This window comes from Staphylococcus hyicus, assembly GCF_000816085.1.
GTDB lineage: Bacteria > Bacillota > Bacilli > Staphylococcales > Staphylococcaceae > Staphylococcus > Staphylococcus hyicus.
In genome coordinates, this window is sequence record NZ_CP008747.1 from 1,468,182 (window position 1) to 1,484,776 (window position 16,595).

15 protein-coding genes and 1 other RNA gene are annotated in these 16,595 nt (G+C 34.7%); 14 read left to right on the forward strand and 2 right to left on the reverse strand.

The features are described from left to right. Window positions 1–7: 7 nt before the first annotated feature. The 8 genes from bshA (at window position 8) to SHYC_RS07065 (ending at window position 9,166) form a co-directional block, all read left to right on the forward strand. On the forward strand, window positions 8–1,144 hold the full coding sequence (gene bshA / locus SHYC_RS07030) for an N-acetyl-alpha-D-glucosaminyl L-malate synthase BshA (protein ID WP_039645720.1): 1,137 nt from the start codon (window positions 8–10) through the stop codon (window positions 1,142–1,144). Next, entirely contained in the window at window positions 1,137–2,339 is a 1,203-nt protein-coding gene (locus SHYC_RS07035; RefSeq protein WP_039645722.1) for a CCA tRNA nucleotidyltransferase, read from the forward strand. The genes bshA and SHYC_RS07035 overlap by 8 nt, the downstream gene beginning before the upstream one ends. After that, window positions 2,326–3,297, forward strand: a complete 972-nt coding sequence (locus tag SHYC_RS07040; protein ID WP_039645724.1) for a biotin--[acetyl-CoA-carboxylase] ligase — start codon at window positions 2,326–2,328, stop codon at window positions 3,295–3,297. Before SHYC_RS07035 ends, SHYC_RS07040 begins: the two co-directional genes overlap by 14 nt. A 22-nt stretch (window positions 3,298–3,319) precedes the next feature. Then, window positions 3,320–6,013, forward strand: a complete 2,694-nt coding sequence (locus SHYC_RS07045; RefSeq protein ID WP_039645726.1) for a helicase C-terminal domain-containing protein — start codon at window positions 3,320–3,322, stop codon at window positions 6,011–6,013. 90 nt (window positions 6,014–6,103) lie between these two features. Next, window positions 6,104–7,396, forward strand: a complete 1,293-nt coding sequence (asnS, locus tag SHYC_RS07050; RefSeq protein WP_039645728.1) for an asparagine--tRNA ligase — start codon at window positions 6,104–6,106, stop codon at window positions 7,394–7,396. An 81-nt stretch (window positions 7,397–7,477) separates the two neighbouring features. Next, complete coding sequence (locus SHYC_RS07055; protein ID WP_039645729.1) at window positions 7,478–8,170, forward strand: DnaD domain-containing protein; 693 nt, start codon at window positions 7,478–7,480, stop codon at window positions 8,168–8,170. Further along, window positions 8,160–8,831 (forward strand): endonuclease III, encoded by a 672-nt coding sequence (gene nth, locus SHYC_RS07060; RefSeq protein ID WP_039645731.1) that lies wholly within the window; start codon window positions 8,160–8,162, stop codon window positions 8,829–8,831. Before SHYC_RS07055 ends, nth begins: the two co-directional genes overlap by 11 nt. Next, the gene (locus SHYC_RS07065) at window positions 8,828–9,166 is read left to right on the forward strand and encodes a YpoC family protein (protein WP_039645734.1); all 339 of its coding nucleotides are present in this window, start codon (window positions 8,828–8,830) and stop codon (window positions 9,164–9,166) included. The genes nth and SHYC_RS07065 overlap by 4 nt, the downstream gene beginning before the upstream one ends. Window positions 9,167–9,237: 71 nt before the next feature. Here the strand turns inward: SHYC_RS07065 and SHYC_RS07070 are convergent, their stop codons facing one another. Continuing rightward, a complete protein-coding gene (locus SHYC_RS07070; protein WP_039645736.1) occupies window positions 9,238–11,457 on the reverse strand; it encodes a transglycosylase domain-containing protein in 2,220 nt (739 codons plus the stop codon). Beyond that, complete coding sequence (gene recU / locus SHYC_RS07075) at window positions 11,454–12,080, reverse strand: Holliday junction resolvase RecU (RefSeq protein WP_039645737.1); 627 nt, start codon at window positions 12,078–12,080, stop codon at window positions 11,454–11,456. The genes SHYC_RS07070 and recU overlap by 4 nt, the downstream gene beginning before the upstream one ends. Window positions 12,081–12,404: 324 nt before the next feature. On the opposite strand from recU, the gene SHYC_RS07080 reads away from it, so the two are divergent. The 6 genes from SHYC_RS07080 to rarD all read left to right on the forward strand — a co-directional run bounded on the left by SHYC_RS07080 (window position 12,405) and on the right by rarD (window position 16,516). Beyond that, on the forward strand, window positions 12,405–12,737 hold the full coding sequence (locus SHYC_RS07080; protein WP_039645739.1) for a DUF1798 family protein: 333 nt from the start codon (window positions 12,405–12,407) through the stop codon (window positions 12,735–12,737). Beyond that, entirely contained in the window at window positions 12,730–13,287 is a 558-nt protein-coding gene (locus SHYC_RS07085) for an SLOG family protein (protein WP_039645742.1), read from the forward strand. Before SHYC_RS07080 ends, SHYC_RS07085 begins: the two co-directional genes overlap by 8 nt. 21 nt (window positions 13,288–13,308) lie before the next feature. After that, the gene (gpsB, locus tag SHYC_RS07090; RefSeq protein WP_039645744.1) at window positions 13,309–13,644 is read left to right on the forward strand and encodes a cell division regulator GpsB; all 336 of its coding nucleotides are present in this window, start codon (window positions 13,309–13,311) and stop codon (window positions 13,642–13,644) included. 41 nt (window positions 13,645–13,685) lie between these two features. Further along, an RNA gene (gene rnpB, locus SHYC_RS12035) (RNase P RNA component class B) lies at window positions 13,686–14,066 on the forward strand. 283 nt (window positions 14,067–14,349) lie between these two features. Beyond that, window positions 14,350–15,483 carry a THUMP domain-containing class I SAM-dependent RNA methyltransferase gene (locus SHYC_RS07095; RefSeq protein WP_039645746.1) on the forward strand — a complete coding sequence of 378 codons (1,134 nt, stop codon included), beginning with the start codon at window positions 14,350–14,352 and terminating at the stop codon, window positions 15,481–15,483. Window positions 15,484–15,604: 121 nt separating this feature from the next. After that, window positions 15,605–16,516 (forward strand): EamA family transporter RarD, encoded by a 912-nt coding sequence (gene rarD / locus SHYC_RS07100; RefSeq protein WP_039645748.1) that lies wholly within the window; start codon window positions 15,605–15,607, stop codon window positions 16,514–16,516. Window positions 16,517–16,595 lie beyond the last annotated feature (79 nt).

Sequence of the window (16,595 nt, forward strand, 5' to 3'; positions counted from 1 at the left end):
TGCCAGTGTGAAAATAGGAATTACGTGTTATCCTTCGGTTGGCGGATCAGGTATCATCGCAACAGAATTAGGCATATTAATGGCAGAACGTGGCCATGAAGTTCATTTCATTACTTCAAATATGCCGTTTCGACTTAATAAACCTGTACCGAACATCACGTTTCATCAAGTTGATATCAATCAATATGCAGTATTTCAATACCCGCCTTACGATATTTCTTTAAGTACTAAAATTGCAAATGTGATTAATGAACATGATTTAGATGTACTTCATATGCATTATGCAATTCCCCATGCGATTTGTGGTATACTCGCACGTCAAATGTCAGGAAAAGACATAAAAATTATGACAACTTTACATGGGACTGATATTACCGTATTAGGATACGATCATGCATTGAGAAATGCGATTAAATTTGGTATCGAAAAAAGTGATATCGTTACAAGTGTAAGTCAGTCACTCAAAGATGAAACGTATCAAATTATTCAACCTGATAAAGAGATTGTTCCAATCTATAATTTTGTTAAAGAGCAAGACTTTCCGATTGGACGTCAACCAAACTTACGTGCAAGCTATGGCATTGCGCAAGACGAAAAGGTCATTATCCATGTTTCTAATTTCCGAAAAGTAAAACGTATTGATACCATCATCCAAACATTTGCACACATCCGTAAAGATTTAAAAGCGAAGTTGCTTTTAATCGGCGATGGACCTGAGTTATTGGATATGCGTCAACTCGTCAAATCACTCGATTTAACTGATGATGTTCTATTTTTAGGAAAACAAGACTGTATGAGTAATTTTTACCAAATTTCTGACCTCGTGCTTCTCATGAGTGAAAAAGAAAGTTTTGGTTTGACACTTTTAGAAGCAATGAACTCTGGTGTTTTACCCATTGGTACAAGAGCTGGTGGCATTAAAGAAGTCATAAAACATGAAGAAACTGGTTTCTTAGTTGATATTGGAGATTGTGTTACTGCAGCAAAATACGCTGTGTCAATCCTACAGGATAAGCAAGCTTATCAACGTATGCAAAGAACAATGTTACATGATATTCAACATAGATTTCATTCCACTAAAATTGCAGACCAATATGAATATTATTATGAAAAAATGATAGGAGATTCTCTTAAACATGGCTAAAAATGCTTTTAATAAAGCGATACCCGTAATGAAACACATTTTAGAACATGGGTATGAGGCTTATTTTGTCGGAGGGGCTGTACGTGATTATTACCTTCAACGAGACATTCATGATATCGATATTGCAACAAGTGCAACGCCCGATGAAATTGAAGCCATATTCAATCACACCATCCCAGTTGGCAAAGAGCATGGTACGATAAATGTTGTATGGGATGGAGATAATTATGAAATTACGACGTTTCGTACAGAAGGGGACTATAACGATCATCGACGACCTAACCATGTACAGTTTGTTAGATCGTTATATGAAGATGTTGCCCGCCGAGATTTTACGATTAATGCGATGGCATTAGATACTTCGTTTAAATTATATGATTATTTTGAAGGGCGTCACGATCTTGAGCAACGCCTCATTCGAACTGTCGGGGATGCACAATTACGCTTTTCTGAAGATGCATTACGCATCATCAGAGGGGTACGTTTTCAATCCCAATTAAGTTTTAATATTGCAACGGATACGTATGAAGCAATGCGTAATGCCGCTGCTGATATTGCATATTTATCAATCGAGCGCATTATGGTGGAAATGGAAAAATTATTAAAAGGGGAAGGTATTGAAAAAGCATTCACAGCGGTTAAAGACCTTCATTTAATGGCGCACATACCTTATTTCAATCGTTTTGAATGGCAACACATATCATTATCGCAACCCATATCTCTTTCACAATTTATAGCATTACTTCATCTCATTGAAGGCAAAAAGCAGCATATACGTGCTCTAAAATTAAGCAATCAAACCCTAAAAGAAGCTGACACGCTATACCAAGCGGTTCAAGTCTTACAAGATCTTCATACAAAACAAGAACTGCAAATATGGCTGTATGATTATGGTATACACCTTGCACATACAGTGCTTAACCTGCGTACGCTATTTCAAAATCATGGTGTTACCATACCATCTCCATTATTTTTTAATACAACTAGTATTCAAACACTTTATGAAAGTTTACCTATCCAATCTCGAAAAGATATTCCTATCGATGGCAAAGTCTTAATGGATATCTTTGAACAACCGAGTGGCCCTTGGTTAAAAGGCGCTTTAAGAAGTATTGAATGCGCGGTTGTAACTCAAAAAACTCAAAATAAACAATCTGATATTATAGAATGGGTGAAGTTAAATGTCGAAGTATAGAGACCCCATATTAAAATTATTAACGGACGAACGACCAAACTACATTTCTGGACAAACAATAGCAGAAAAACTAGACATTTCAAGGATGACTGTTAAAAAGGTCATCGATCAACTAAAAATAGATGGTATTTCTATTGATTCTGTACATAATAAAGGTCATCGTCTAAATCGGTTTCCAAACACGTGGCATACAAGTATTGTAAAATCCGTGTTATCACAACAATCTTTGTTTGATATTGTACATTGTTATGATACGGTGGGCTCTACACAGTTAGAAGCAAAACATTTGTTAGTAGACCATGAAGCGCCAATGCTTATTCTAAGTGATACTCAAACTGAAGGTCGTGGAAGATTTAAAAGACCTTGGCAATCAGCGAAAGGAAAAGGACTGTGGATGTCACTTGTCCTTAGACCTCAAATTTCATATTCTATGTTAACTACCTTTAATTTATTTATATCATTAGCTATACGAGATGCCATTCAGTCTTATGTTGATCAAGATGTTAAAATTAAATGGCCTAATGATATTTATATAGGCGACAAAAAAATCTGCGGCTTCTTAACGGAAATGGTGGCGAACGCTGATGGCATTGAAGCTGTGATTTGCGGGATAGGTATCAATATAAATCAAACTGAATCTGATTGGGATGAGGATGTTCGTAAAATTGCTACGAGTATTCAAATACTGCATGGACAATCAGTTGAACGTTATTTATTTTTAGACACTCTAATAAAACACATCGCACATCGTTACAATCAATTTTTAACATCATCTTTTATAGCTATTAAAGATGAATATATGGCTGCATCAAATATATGGAATCGTCAATTGCGTTTTACTGAAGGAAACCGTCAATTTTATGGAAAAGTAATAGAAATAGATGACGATGGCTTTTTGCATGTGGTCGATAAAACTGGGACGATACATCGATTAATGAGTGCTGATATTGAATTATAAATAAATAGAAAGGAGGGGTGTTATGTCAATAACACGATATGCTATTGTCGATTTAGAAACGACCGGAAATCAAGCCGGCTATGATGAGATTATTCAAATTGGCATATCATTTGTTGAAAACCAAACAATTGTCGATCAATTTCATTCCATGGTCAAAACAGATTTAGAAATTCCAACCTTTATTCAAGCCTTAACTTCTATTGAAGCAGATATGCTTGACCACGCACCTTATTTTAAAGAGATTGCGCCGCTTATTCATGAAAAGCTTAAAAATTGTGTGTTTGTGGCACATAATGTGAATTTCGATTTAAATTTTCTTCAACACGCTTTTAAACGTGCACATATCAATTATGAACCTCCACAAATTATAGATACACTTGAGTTATTTAAAATTGCTTTCCCTATGGAAAAAAGTTATCAGTTGAGTGAACTCGCAGATGCAAAGGACATTCCTTTAGAACAAGCACACCGGGCAGATGAAGATGCACATACGACTGCCCAACTTATGATAATGGCCTTTAAGCAGTTTGAACAACTTCCTTTAGAAACAATGAAACAACTTTACTTTTTAAGTAAACATTTAAAGTATCAATTGGATCATTATTTCTTTGAGTTAGTCCGTCAACATAAAGATCATCATCAAGTTTCTACATATCAGCATTTTAATGGACTCTATTACAAACCTATACCAGATTTAAAAGAAACGCGTTTAACGTTTGACGGGGATATTAAATCTTTATATCGCACGATTATAGATGCAGCAGGTTATCAATGGCGTGAGACACAGTTGTATATGGCAGAAACGATTTATAACCAGATCATGCATAGTAAAAAAACATTAATTGAAGCGGATACTGGAAGCGGCAAATCTTTGGCGTATCTTATTGCTGCACTTATGTTTCATATTGAAACTGGGGAACATGTCATGATTTCAACAAACACTAAATTATTGCAAAATCAATTACTAAATCATGATATTCCTTTGATTAATCGTGCACTAAACACTCGATTACATGCACGTATGATTAAAAGTAAGCAAGATTACATTTCTTTAGGCCTTGTTCGTCAAATCCTCGAAGAATCCACACCGAACTATGAAGTGAATGTATTAAAAATGCAACTCCTCATATGGATTTTGCAAACAGAAACGGGTGATATTCATGAGCTTAATTTACGCGGGGGACAGAAAATGTATTTTTCTCAAAAAACCGAGACATACATCCCCGTTAAGAATGATGTTCATTATTATCACCATATTAAGCAGAATGCACAGCGTATACAAATCGGCGTGACCAACCATGCACATTTAATGTATTCATCACCCGATAATTCAATCTATCAATTATTTAATCATTGTATTATTGACGAAGCGCACCGTTTACCTGATTATGCGTTTGACAGAGCAATAAAACAAGTGGATTATGCTGACATAAAATACCAACTCGGATTAATAGGTAAAACTGAAAATGAAAAACTATTGCGCCAGTTAGATATTTTAGAGCAACAACGTATTGAAAAAAAATTAGATATCCCACCTATAAATGTTTTTCAAATTAAAGAAGATATTGAGCGCATCCATGAGGAAAATGAGCATTTATTTAATGTATTATTTGAATGTGCGCATCAATCCAAAATTTATGAAGATGAAACGGCCAAAACGTTTTACATCTACGATTTAGATGCTGATCAGATTACAAAACCATTGCGTCGTCTTACACAGCAAATTAATTTAACACTTGAAAACTTTAATAGTATGAAACATGCCACTATAAAAGCAATTCGTAAACACTTACTTTACATTCGTGATATGATGAAGCAATTTGATAATGCAATTCAACGCCAGCAACCTTTATATATATCTCTTAAAAATACACATCAGAAATCAACATTAAAAGTTCATATTAAAGAAAACAAAATCAAGACCATTTTGACCCAAAAAGTACTTCAAAAATTTGACTCAATCACCTTTGTATCTGGGACTTTAACTTTTAATGGCTCATTTGAAACCTATAAGCAGTGGTTTGAAAATGAATCCTTTAAAACATTTACGATTAAACCTCAACAGCCATTTAATACAAAAGGTCATTTGTTTATTCCGTCTGATATAGAACGCTTTGATTACTACAACCATGATGATTATATTCAATCTATCGTATCGTACATTATCGACTATGCAGATATTGTTCAAGGAAAGTGTCTGGTTTTATTTACAAGTTATAAAATGTTATATGAAGTCATGAATTATCTACAAGACTTAGAATCACTTGAAGATTATGTCATATTATCACAACAGCCAAGTCAAAACTTCAAAATCGTTCAACAATTTAACCACTTTGAAAAAGCAATTTTGTTAGGAACAACAATGTTTTTTGAAGGATTTGATTATCAAGCAAATGGCATAAAATGTGTCATGATTACAAAATTACCATTCATGAGTCAATATCATGCAAAACCAGTGCTCTTAAAAGATGAATTCGATAACATATTTAAAGATTATGTTTTACCAGAAGCTGTTTCAAGATTCAAACAAGGATTAGGGCGCTTGCTAAGAAACGAAAATGATAAAGGTATAGTTGTATCTTTTGATAATAGATTAAAAGAACAGCACTATAAACATTTTTTTGACGAAGCTCTTGAACCATTCCAAAACCATTATGGCACTATCCATGATTTTGATAAATTATTAATACAATTACAGTCTAAAAAGAAAGATTAAATGTTTTTTGTTTGGCATTTTTACGATTGTAGCACTAATAAGTAAGTTTTGATAAAATAAGAATGAGTAAATTGTTATAGGAGACTGGTTATGAAAACAACGATAAAAGAAGCTAAGAATTATATAGGTCAAGAGGTTACCATTGGCGCCTGGCTTGCAAACAAGCGCTCAAGCGGTAAAATTGCATTTTTGCAGTTGCGTGATGGTACTGGTTTTATGCAAGGGGTGGTCGTTAAAGCAGCAGTTGAAGAAGAAACGTTCAAACTTGCAAAATCAATTACGCAAGAAACTTCTTTATATATCACAGGTGAAATCACAGAGGATCAACGCTCTGATTTAGGATATGAAATGCAAGTGAAATCAATTGAAGTAATACATGATGCACATGACTATCCAATTACACCCAAAAATCACGGCACTGAATTTTTAATGGATCACCGTCATTTATGGTTACGTTCAAAAAAACAACATGCTGTGATGAAAATTCGTAATGAAATCATTCGTGCGACTTATGAATTCTTTAACAATAATGGCTTCACTAAAATTGATCCACCGATTCTCACTGCAAGTGCTCCAGAAGGCACAAGTGAATTATTCCATACAAAATATTTTGATGAAGATGCATTTTTATCACAAAGTGGTCAATTATATATGGAAGCTGCAGCAATGGCTTACGGAAAGGTATTCTCATTCGGACCAACATTTCGTGCAGAAAAATCTAAAACACGTCGTCATTTAATTGAATTTTGGATGATTGAGCCCGAAATGGCGTTTACGACACATCAAGAAAGTTTAGAAGTTCAGGAACAATATGTATCCTTTATTGTACAATCTGTACTTAAAAATTGTGAAATTGAACTTAAAACTCTTGACCGTGATACGTCTAAACTAGCAAAAGTTCAAGCACCATTCCCAAGAATTTCATATGATGATGCGATTGACTTCTTACATAAAGAAGGATTTGATGATATTGAATGGGGGGATGATTTCGGTGCACCTCATGAGACGGCGATAGCGAATCATTATGATTTACCAGTATTTATTGTGAATTATCCAACTCAAATTAAACCGTTTTATATGCAACCAAATCCAGAAAACGAAAAAACTGTATTATGTGCTGATTTAATTGCACCTGAAGGTTATGGTGAGATTATCGGTGGTTCAGAACGTATAAATGACATTGAATTGCTTGAAAAACGTATTGATGAACATCAATTAGATACTGAGAGTTATCAATATTATTTAGACTTACGTAAATATGGCTCTGTACCGCATAGTGGCTTTGGCCTTGGTTTAGAGCGTACTGTAGCGTGGATTTCAGGTGTTGAACATGTACGTGAAACATCTCCATTCCCGCGTTTATTAAATCGTTTATATCCATAGAAATTTAACGACAATTGACCAAGTCTCATGACGCGTTTTTGAGCTTGGTCTTTTTATATCAAAATGAAACGAGGTGACGATATGAATGCAAGAGAACTCCAAATACGTCCTGTAGTTATTCGCTACGAGTTGCTTAATTATTATCAAGCACTCGGATTAAATGAAGCAGATTTGGTTATTCTAATCAAAATATTGCATGCCTATGAAATCTCTAATTTACAACCTTCCATTGATATTCTTAAGCAAGGTACGACTATGCAAGAAACTGAAGTAACGATGATCATCCAAAAACTTATTCGTTTAGATTTATTATCAATGAAAGTAGAAAAAAATAGCGAAGGCAAATTCTCTGAGTTCATCAATTTAGATGGCTTTTTTAATCAATTCGCACAATTATTAGAACATGAAAAACAACAACTTGATAGTGAAAACGAAACAGCTCAATTTAAACGCTTATTCTCAAAAGTTGAATCTAGTTTTGGGAGAGCATTGTCACCTTTAGAAATTGAAACACTTTCACAATGGATAGACGTCAATCACTATCCACACCAGTTAATCGAAGCTGCAATTGATGAAGCATTGAGTCATAATAAATTAAGTTTGAAATATATTGATAGGATATTGTTAAACTGGCAAAAAAATAACGTCACTACCGCAGAGGACGCAAAACCTATTCGGGCAAAATTCAAAAAACAATCACAAGAGGGACCAAAAAAAATAGAAAATTTCCCTAAATTTGATTGGTTAAATGGGGAGTCACCAAATGGTAAGTAAGAAAAAAGCTTTAGAGATGATTGATACAATTGATAACATGTTTCCAGATGCAGAATGCGAATTAAAACATAATAATGCTTTTGAACTCACGATTGCAGTTTTATTGTCAGCACAATGCACAGATAACACTGTAAATAAAGTGACCCACGATTTATTCCAAAAGTATCACACACCTGAAGACTATTTAAACGTCGACCTTTCTGAATTGGAAAATGATATTCGACGTATCGGTTTATATCGCAATAAAGCAAAAAACATTCAAAAATTATCAAAGTCTTTAATTGAAAAATTTGATGGTAAAGTACCAGAAACACATCAAGAATTGGAGAGTTTAGCTGGTGTAGGGCGAAAAACTGCGAACGTCGTCATGAGTGTCGCATTTGGTGCACCCGCGTTAGCAGTGGATACGCATGTCGAACGTGTATCTAAAAGACTCGGAATTTGTCGATGGAAAGATAGTGTACTAGAAGTGGAGCGTAAACTCACATCTATCATTCCTAAAGATCGTTGGACTAAGAGCCATCATCAATTAATTTTTTTCGGACGTTATCATTGTTTAGCACGTAAACCGAAGTGTGGAGAATGTCCATTGTTTGATGATTGTAGAGAGGGACAAAAACGGTATAAAGCATCCCTTAGAGCTGCAGGAGGGGTTTCATGATAGATTATAAATCTCAGTTTCTTGATTTAGAACATCAATTGGATGCACTTGCAACAAAACGTTTAGTTGGTAAGCCTCCATCATTTGAATTATTAGATGATTATTATCATTTGCTCATATCATATTTCAAGGATATCAATCATATCTCATCTATCGAGGCTCTTGATGACGTTCATTTAATCATTAAACCTTTTAATTTAGAAGAAAGATTAACTTATATCTTACAACGTAAGCATCACTACATGGGCTATCAACAAATGAAAACGTTAAAATCCGAACTTATAAAAATGCATGCCGCATATCGTGTGCGCTATGAAGATGATGGGGCATCGTAGTACAATAGGGATTTAATATAAAAGAAAAAACAAACGCCTAGACGAAAAAATTGTCTAGGCGTTTGTTAATGTTAAAAACCAAAGAAGCTGCGAATGGTACCACTTGGACCAGTCGGTGTACTTCGTTGAGTCGTCGTTCCGCTATTACCTGTTGTACCACTTTGTGAATTTGCCGTTGAACTATTTGAGTTTGTTGAAGAACCACCTGCGTTTGTACCTCCACTATTTTCAGTGAAATTACTTGTTGTATTATGGTCTGGTGATTTAGCAACATACAAGCTCTTATCACTACCTCCAACAGAATCAGGACGTTTAAAGTCCTCACTATAACCTGGTGGGTGAATGCCTGACATAACTTCTCTAAATAATTCTTGTGGTAATTTTTGTTCACTACTACCTACAAACGAATTTGTTCCGTATGGTTTTACTTGGTTAAAGCCCATCCATATCGACATTGTATATTTAGGAGAATAACCTGCAATCCAAACGTCTTTGGCAGCTGAATCAGGTAAATTGTATTGTTGATAGACTTCAGATCCATAAGTACCCGTTCCTGTTTTTGCTGCAACGTTAAAGCCAGGATTGTTTCCGTATGCTGATCCGTACGCTTTAAATGTGCCTTTTAAAACATCAGTAATCATGTAAGCAGTGTAGTCTTCCATTGCTTTATGACTCGTATGATCAAATTCAATCGTATTGCCGTTGGCTTCTTCAACACGTTTAATTGCGTGTGCTTTATTATACTCGCCACCATTTGCAAATGATGCATAAGCTGAAGCGAGTTGCGTAGGTGAGAACTCAGAAGATGAGCCACCCAATACTTCAGAAGGACCAATATTCGTGTTTTCGTACTCTAAACCAACTTTTTTAGCGAAATCAGTAGGTGCATTGCTACCTGCTTGTTCTTTTACTTGTTGCCAAGTTTTAAGGGCAGGAATATTAAAACTTTGACGTAAGGCATCATACAGTGCAACCGTACCATGACTCTTTTGGTCATAGTTTCTAAACGTACCACCGTCTACGTTATACGCAGACTCATCTTGTAATGCGTGATTCGTCGCCCATTGGAGATTTTCAATGGCAGGTGCGTATGCTAAGAAAGGTTTTAATGTAGAGCCGGTAGGGTGTAGGTCTGTCGCTTGGTTTCTTTCTACGACATCCTCATAATTACGACCACCAGAAATAGCAACTAGGCCACCTGTCTTACTATCAACAATCGTTGCACCAACTTGTTGGTCTTCATTCTTATAATAGCCACCATTATTTACACGCTCTTGTAATGTATCTTGAACATTTTTATCCATATTAGTGTAAATTTTAATACCACTATTTAAAAGGTCTGATAAGTTTTCACCTTTAAAATCTGGGTGCGCCATTAATTCTTGCTTGATGAAGTTCACATATGAATCATATTGTTTTGTACTATCATCAGGTTTGATTTGACGTTCCTTAGACGTACGCTGTACTAAATTTTCAGTAATAGGCGTATTCTGAGCTTCTTTTTTCTCTTTTTCAGAGATGCGGTTATGGTACGCCATCAAGTATAATACAGTATCCTTACGTTGTTCTGCTTGTTCAGGATGATCGTAAATATTATACGTATTAGGGACTTGTGGTAAACCGGCTAAATAGGCAGATTCAGCGAGATTTAAATCTTTTAAATCTTTGTTGAAGTAATATTTAGCAGCAGCTTTAATCCCATATACACCATCAGAATAATAAATTTTATTTAAGTACATTTGGAATATTTCATCTTTAGAATATTCCTGTTCCAAACGATAGGATAAATATGCTTCTTGTGCTTTACGTTCAATTGACTTCTGATCCGTTAAAAAAGTACGTTTAACCACCTGTTGTGTTAGAGTTGACGCACCTTGAGCACCAAAGCCACCGGAGACATTTTTTAATACTGCTCCAAATAAACGTTTGTAGTCAAGGGCACCATGGTCATAAAAACGGTTATCCTCAGTTGCCAAAACGGCATTTTTCATTTGCTGAGGGACATCCTTTAAGTCAACATGTTCACGTCTTGCACCATTATCAAGCTTTTTAACAAGTTGTCCATTTTTGTCAAAAATTTCTGCTGGTGCTGGATCTTGTAATTTCGCTTCATTAAAGGCTGGTGCTTTCCATGCATAATATGCAAAAAGAAGTATTGCGAGTAAGCCTAAAATAACTCCAGCCAGCACCATAAAGCTTAACACTTTAATGATTGTGCGCTTGATGTTTCTATTCTTTTTTTGACCGGACTTCTGAGATGAACTATTAGAAGTCCTTTTCTTTTCCGTCATACGCGGTCCTCACTTTCATCTAATATCAACTTATCAACTGCATCGAGGTAATTTAATCTTGGTTGATATTGATAAGGAATATAGTAACTATTTTCTTGAATTTCTTCAACCGAAATAGATTTTTTTCCTCCTTGGAGATACCGTTCCCAAAAAGGAAGAAAGTTTTTAAAAGGGAGTAAATATACGTCATCAAACACTTTGAATCGAATGAGTAAAAACACCATGCCACCTTGGTCTAACACACGAGACATGTGCATCACTTGGTGTTCATGAATATTTTGTAACGGAAAAGACGTTTTATTTTTTGTTTCTTTCGCTTCAAAATCAATGTGGTACCCCTTATAAATCCCATTATAATCGGTTGTAGAAGGCGTTCTAAAATAAGCCTCTTTAATAACAGCCTGACTGCGTTTTGGATAATCTACATGCACTACTTGAACAGGTGTAGGCTTTTTATGAATGACTGCACGTCGCTGTTTCATATAAAATTGATTTGAACGCTCGATATCATTTTCTAATGTCATCCCGCGTCCACCGTATTCAATTTTACTATGTTGACTTGCGTTCATGATTCCGCCTCGAGTCTGATTTGGCTTAAAAGGCTTACCATTAGGATAGTTCATTTTGCCACCTAAATTCTTAAATAAGTTAGAACGTCTAAAGTTCTTTCTTTTTAGTAATGTTTTCAATCATCTCACATAAATCATAAAATATTGATATTTAGGACATTTTCAATACATTACTATATTCGTATGATAACTTTTAATTTCTGTCACAATACTTTACAAAAAACTTTGCAAATCAATATTATGTTCGTATATAATACGACGCAATTAAAGTAATCATAAACTGATATTATTGTATCACAAATGCTATAAATGCGTTAACCTTAATCCGATTGAATTTAGCACGTCTAAGAAGATACATATAGAAGGAGGAAAATATGTATGTATAATGACATGATTGCTGTCAACCAAGCGATACAACAACGCTTTCAATTAGCCAAACAAGGCCATACTTTTAATTTTGAAACTGAAATAAAACCCTTTGTTGCTAAAGTGGACGCATTGGTGTCATCTTTTAAACAACAATTCCATATAGTGACATCGTATCCTTATTTTAATTCGCACAAATTTAATCGTTTCATCCAATTAATAGAAGAAGTATCAGTTGAATGTCATTACAAAAATACAAGCATTAAAGTTTTCAATGACAAAATCAAAGTAATTACACATGATTTAAATTATTTAAAACAAATGAGTGAACAAAAAAATGTTTAAAACCATGTATATCACAGGTTATAAGTCCTATGAACTTAATATTTTTAATGAAACAGCACAAGAAGTACACTACTTAAAGAAATTTATAACGCACAAATTAATCAGCTATATAGAAGAGGGGCTTGAATGGGTGTTAATTCAAGGTCAATTGGGTATTGAATTATGGGCGGCAGAATGTGTGATTGACTTAAAAGAAAACTATCCTGATATAAAATTAGGGATTATTACACCATTTCATCATCATACTGAGAAATGGAATGAAACGAATCAAATGCGTTATCGACAAATTATAGCTCAAGCAGATTTTGTAAGTAGTATATTTCAACGCCCTTATGAAGGACCACATCAATTTCAAGCAGCAGATCAATTTATGTTAGACCATACGGATATTACAATTTTAATTTATGACGAAGATCAAGAAGCTAGTCCAAAGTTTTTCAAGCGTAAGTTAGTTGATTTTACAGAAAAAACAAACTATACTTGTGATATTGTGGCGTTTGACGAAATTACAAGCTTTATCAATGATTTACAATGGTCTGAAGAAAATTGAATCAAATGAGGTGGAGAAATCATGTCAGATGTTTCTTTAAAGTTATCTGCAAAAGATATTTATGAGAAAGATTTTGAAAAAACAATGGTACGCGGTTACCGCCCTGAAGAAGTAGATGCTTTTTTAGATGATATCATTGCGGATTATCAAAAAATGGCTGACTTAAATAGTGAAGTCATTAAATTATCCGAGCAAAATAACAAGTTAAAAAAAGAAATTGAAGATTTACGTATTCGAGTGGCTTCCGGTCGCTCACATGATAACAAAAGTTTTGCTAATCAAAGTGCAAATCAAAATAGCAATGTAGACATCCTAAAACGTATCTCTAACCTTGAAAAGGCTGTATTTGGCAAATAATCATTGCTTTTATGAAACAAAATGATATAATTTTTGAGTGATATTTTGCGTAATCGCTATAGTAAATATAGAGGAAAGTCCATGCTCACACAATCTGAGATGATTGTAGTGTTCGTGCTTGATGAAACCATAAGTCAAGGCAATAGCTATATTGACGGCAACGACCTAACCTAAGTCTTTAGATATGGTTACATTAGTTTGAAAGTGCCACAGTGACGTAGCTTCAGTTAGAAATAACGAAGGTGGAACGCGGTAAACCCCTCGAGTGAGCAATCCAAATTTGGTAGGAGCACTTATCTAACGGAAATGAACGTATAGATGAGGAAAAGTAGTAATGCTTTTCAGACAGATGATTACGACCGGCGTACCAGTGTAACTAGTGCACATCATGAGTACTACGGGACAGAACATGGCTTATAAAAATATCACTACTAGTTAGGGGCTGGGACAACATGTTCCAGCCCCATCATTTGTTTAATTTTAAATTCGTCTTTACGATGTTTGTCATATGCTAATTAAGCATTAAATCATTAATTTTAGGCGATGTAATACACTTTTATTTTTTTGCATGACGCAACCCAATTGTACTGTCAACACTTATTCATTGAAGGAAAAACAAAAAGACATTATCTTTGACATAAGTATGGTACAATTCATTTAATTTTTACATAACTCAAATTTATAAGCATATAGAGGAGGTTTACTATGTACCAATTATTAGCAGTATGCCCTATGGGACTTGAATCCATCGTCGCTAAAGAAGTACAAGATTTAGGATATGACACACGTATCGAAAATGGTCGCATTTATTTCGAGGGAGATGAAAGCGCAATCGTAAAAGCGAACTTATGGTTAAGGACTGCAGATCGTGTCAAACTTATTGTAGGTCAATTTCATGCGGTGACGTTTGATGAATTATTTGAAAAAACAAAAGCCTTGCCTTGGGAAACTATTATTTGTGAAAATGGAAAATTTCCAGTTCAAGGACGCAGTTTGAAATCAAAATTATTTAGTGTACCAGACGTTCAAGCTATAACAAAAAAAGCAATCGTAGAACGTATGAAACATGCGTATCAAATCCCCGGTTGGTTAGAAGAGTCTGGACCAAATTATCCTATAGAAGTTAATATTTTAAAAGATCAAGTACTCCTCACAATTGACACATCAGGTTCAGGGTTAAATCGACGCGGTTACCGATTAAAACAAGGGGAAGCACCTATTAAAGAAACTTTAGCTGCCGCTTTAGTTAAATTAGCCAATTGGACGGGCGATACACCGCTGATTGATCCATTTTGTGGCTCTGGAACGATAGCCATCGAAGCATGTATGATTGCTCAAAATATTGCACCTGGCTTTAACCGTTCTTTTGTATCAGAGCAGTGGGATATCATGCCGGACAATTTATTTGATACTTTACGTGCTGAAGCTGACGAAGCCGCCGATTATGATAAAAAAATTGAGATATACGCTTCAGATATTGACCCCGCAATGATTGAAATTGCTAAAGCAAATGCAGAGGAAGTAGGCATGGGAGATATCATTCATTTTAGTGTGAAAGACGTGAATACTTTAACAATATCACAGGATGGCCCTGTGGGGATTATAGGTAACCCACCATATGGAGAACGGATTGGAGAGCGTGACGAAGTGGAAGAAATGTATCGTTATTTGGGTACGTTACTTCATAAACATGATCAATTGTCGCTTTATATTATGACGAGTCATAAAGATTTTGAGTATTTAGCGAATCGAAAAGCAACGAAACGTCGCAAATTGTTTAATGGCTATATTGAAACAACATATTATCAATATTGGGCATCTAAAAAACCTGCACATTAAATGAAATATATAGTAACATTAAGTGTTAAAATCTTATCCATAAAAATTCAAAAGTTTATGTATATACAAGAACACAAATCATGATTTAGCTTCATGAAGATAGATAGAGGGGGATATGACTATGCAAGATTCAAGTTTTAAAAAGGGGATTATGTTTTCTTTCATCGCGTATATACTCTGGGGTACGCTTCCCCTTTATTGGGCTTTAATAACAGGGATAAATGCGATAGAAACACTTATGATACGGATTATTTTATCTCTCATTTTCATGTTAATATTGCTCCCAATCATGAAACAGTGGACGACATTTAAAAATGATCTTCACAGCCTTATTGCTTCACCTAAAAAATTAATCATCATCATCGTCGCTGGGTATGTCGTAACTTTAAATTGGGGCACATTCATTTATGCCATTGAAGCTGGATATGTTCTACAAACAAGTTTGGGCTATTATATTAATCCATTAGTTAGCATTTTACTGGCGATGATTTTCTTCAAAGAACGATTTAATCGCCTAGAGTGGGGAGCCATTCTTATTGCTTTAACTGGTGTACTCTACATGACCATCAAAATTGGAGAGTTTCCATACATATCCTTATTATTGGCTTTCTCATTTGGAATTTATGGTCTCTTAAAAAAATTAGTGCCTTTAAATGCGTTAAGTAGTATCACAATTGAAACTATTGTAACAACACCAATGGCACTCATATATATTGTCTATATGGCGCTACATAGTCATTTGAGTATTGGTTTAAATATGTCCACATTTTGGTTGCTGTTTTCAGGTGCAGTCACAGCCGTCCCACTTTTATCATTTTCAGCAGGTGCTATACGCATCCCCCTCTCATTAATGGGATTCATTCAATATGTTGGACCAACATTAATTTTTATATTAGGAATTTTTGTATTTAATGAGCCATTTAATACAGATCAATTTATTACATTTTGCTTTATATGGTCTGGAATATTCATCTACATCCTCTCTCAAATCATTAAAATATATAAAAGACCAACACCTTTAAAATACCAATAAAAGTAGGGTAACGTCTTTTAACTATTTGAAGTTAATGTATGGTGGCTCATCAAGTATGCTATTTATCTCACAATATTTT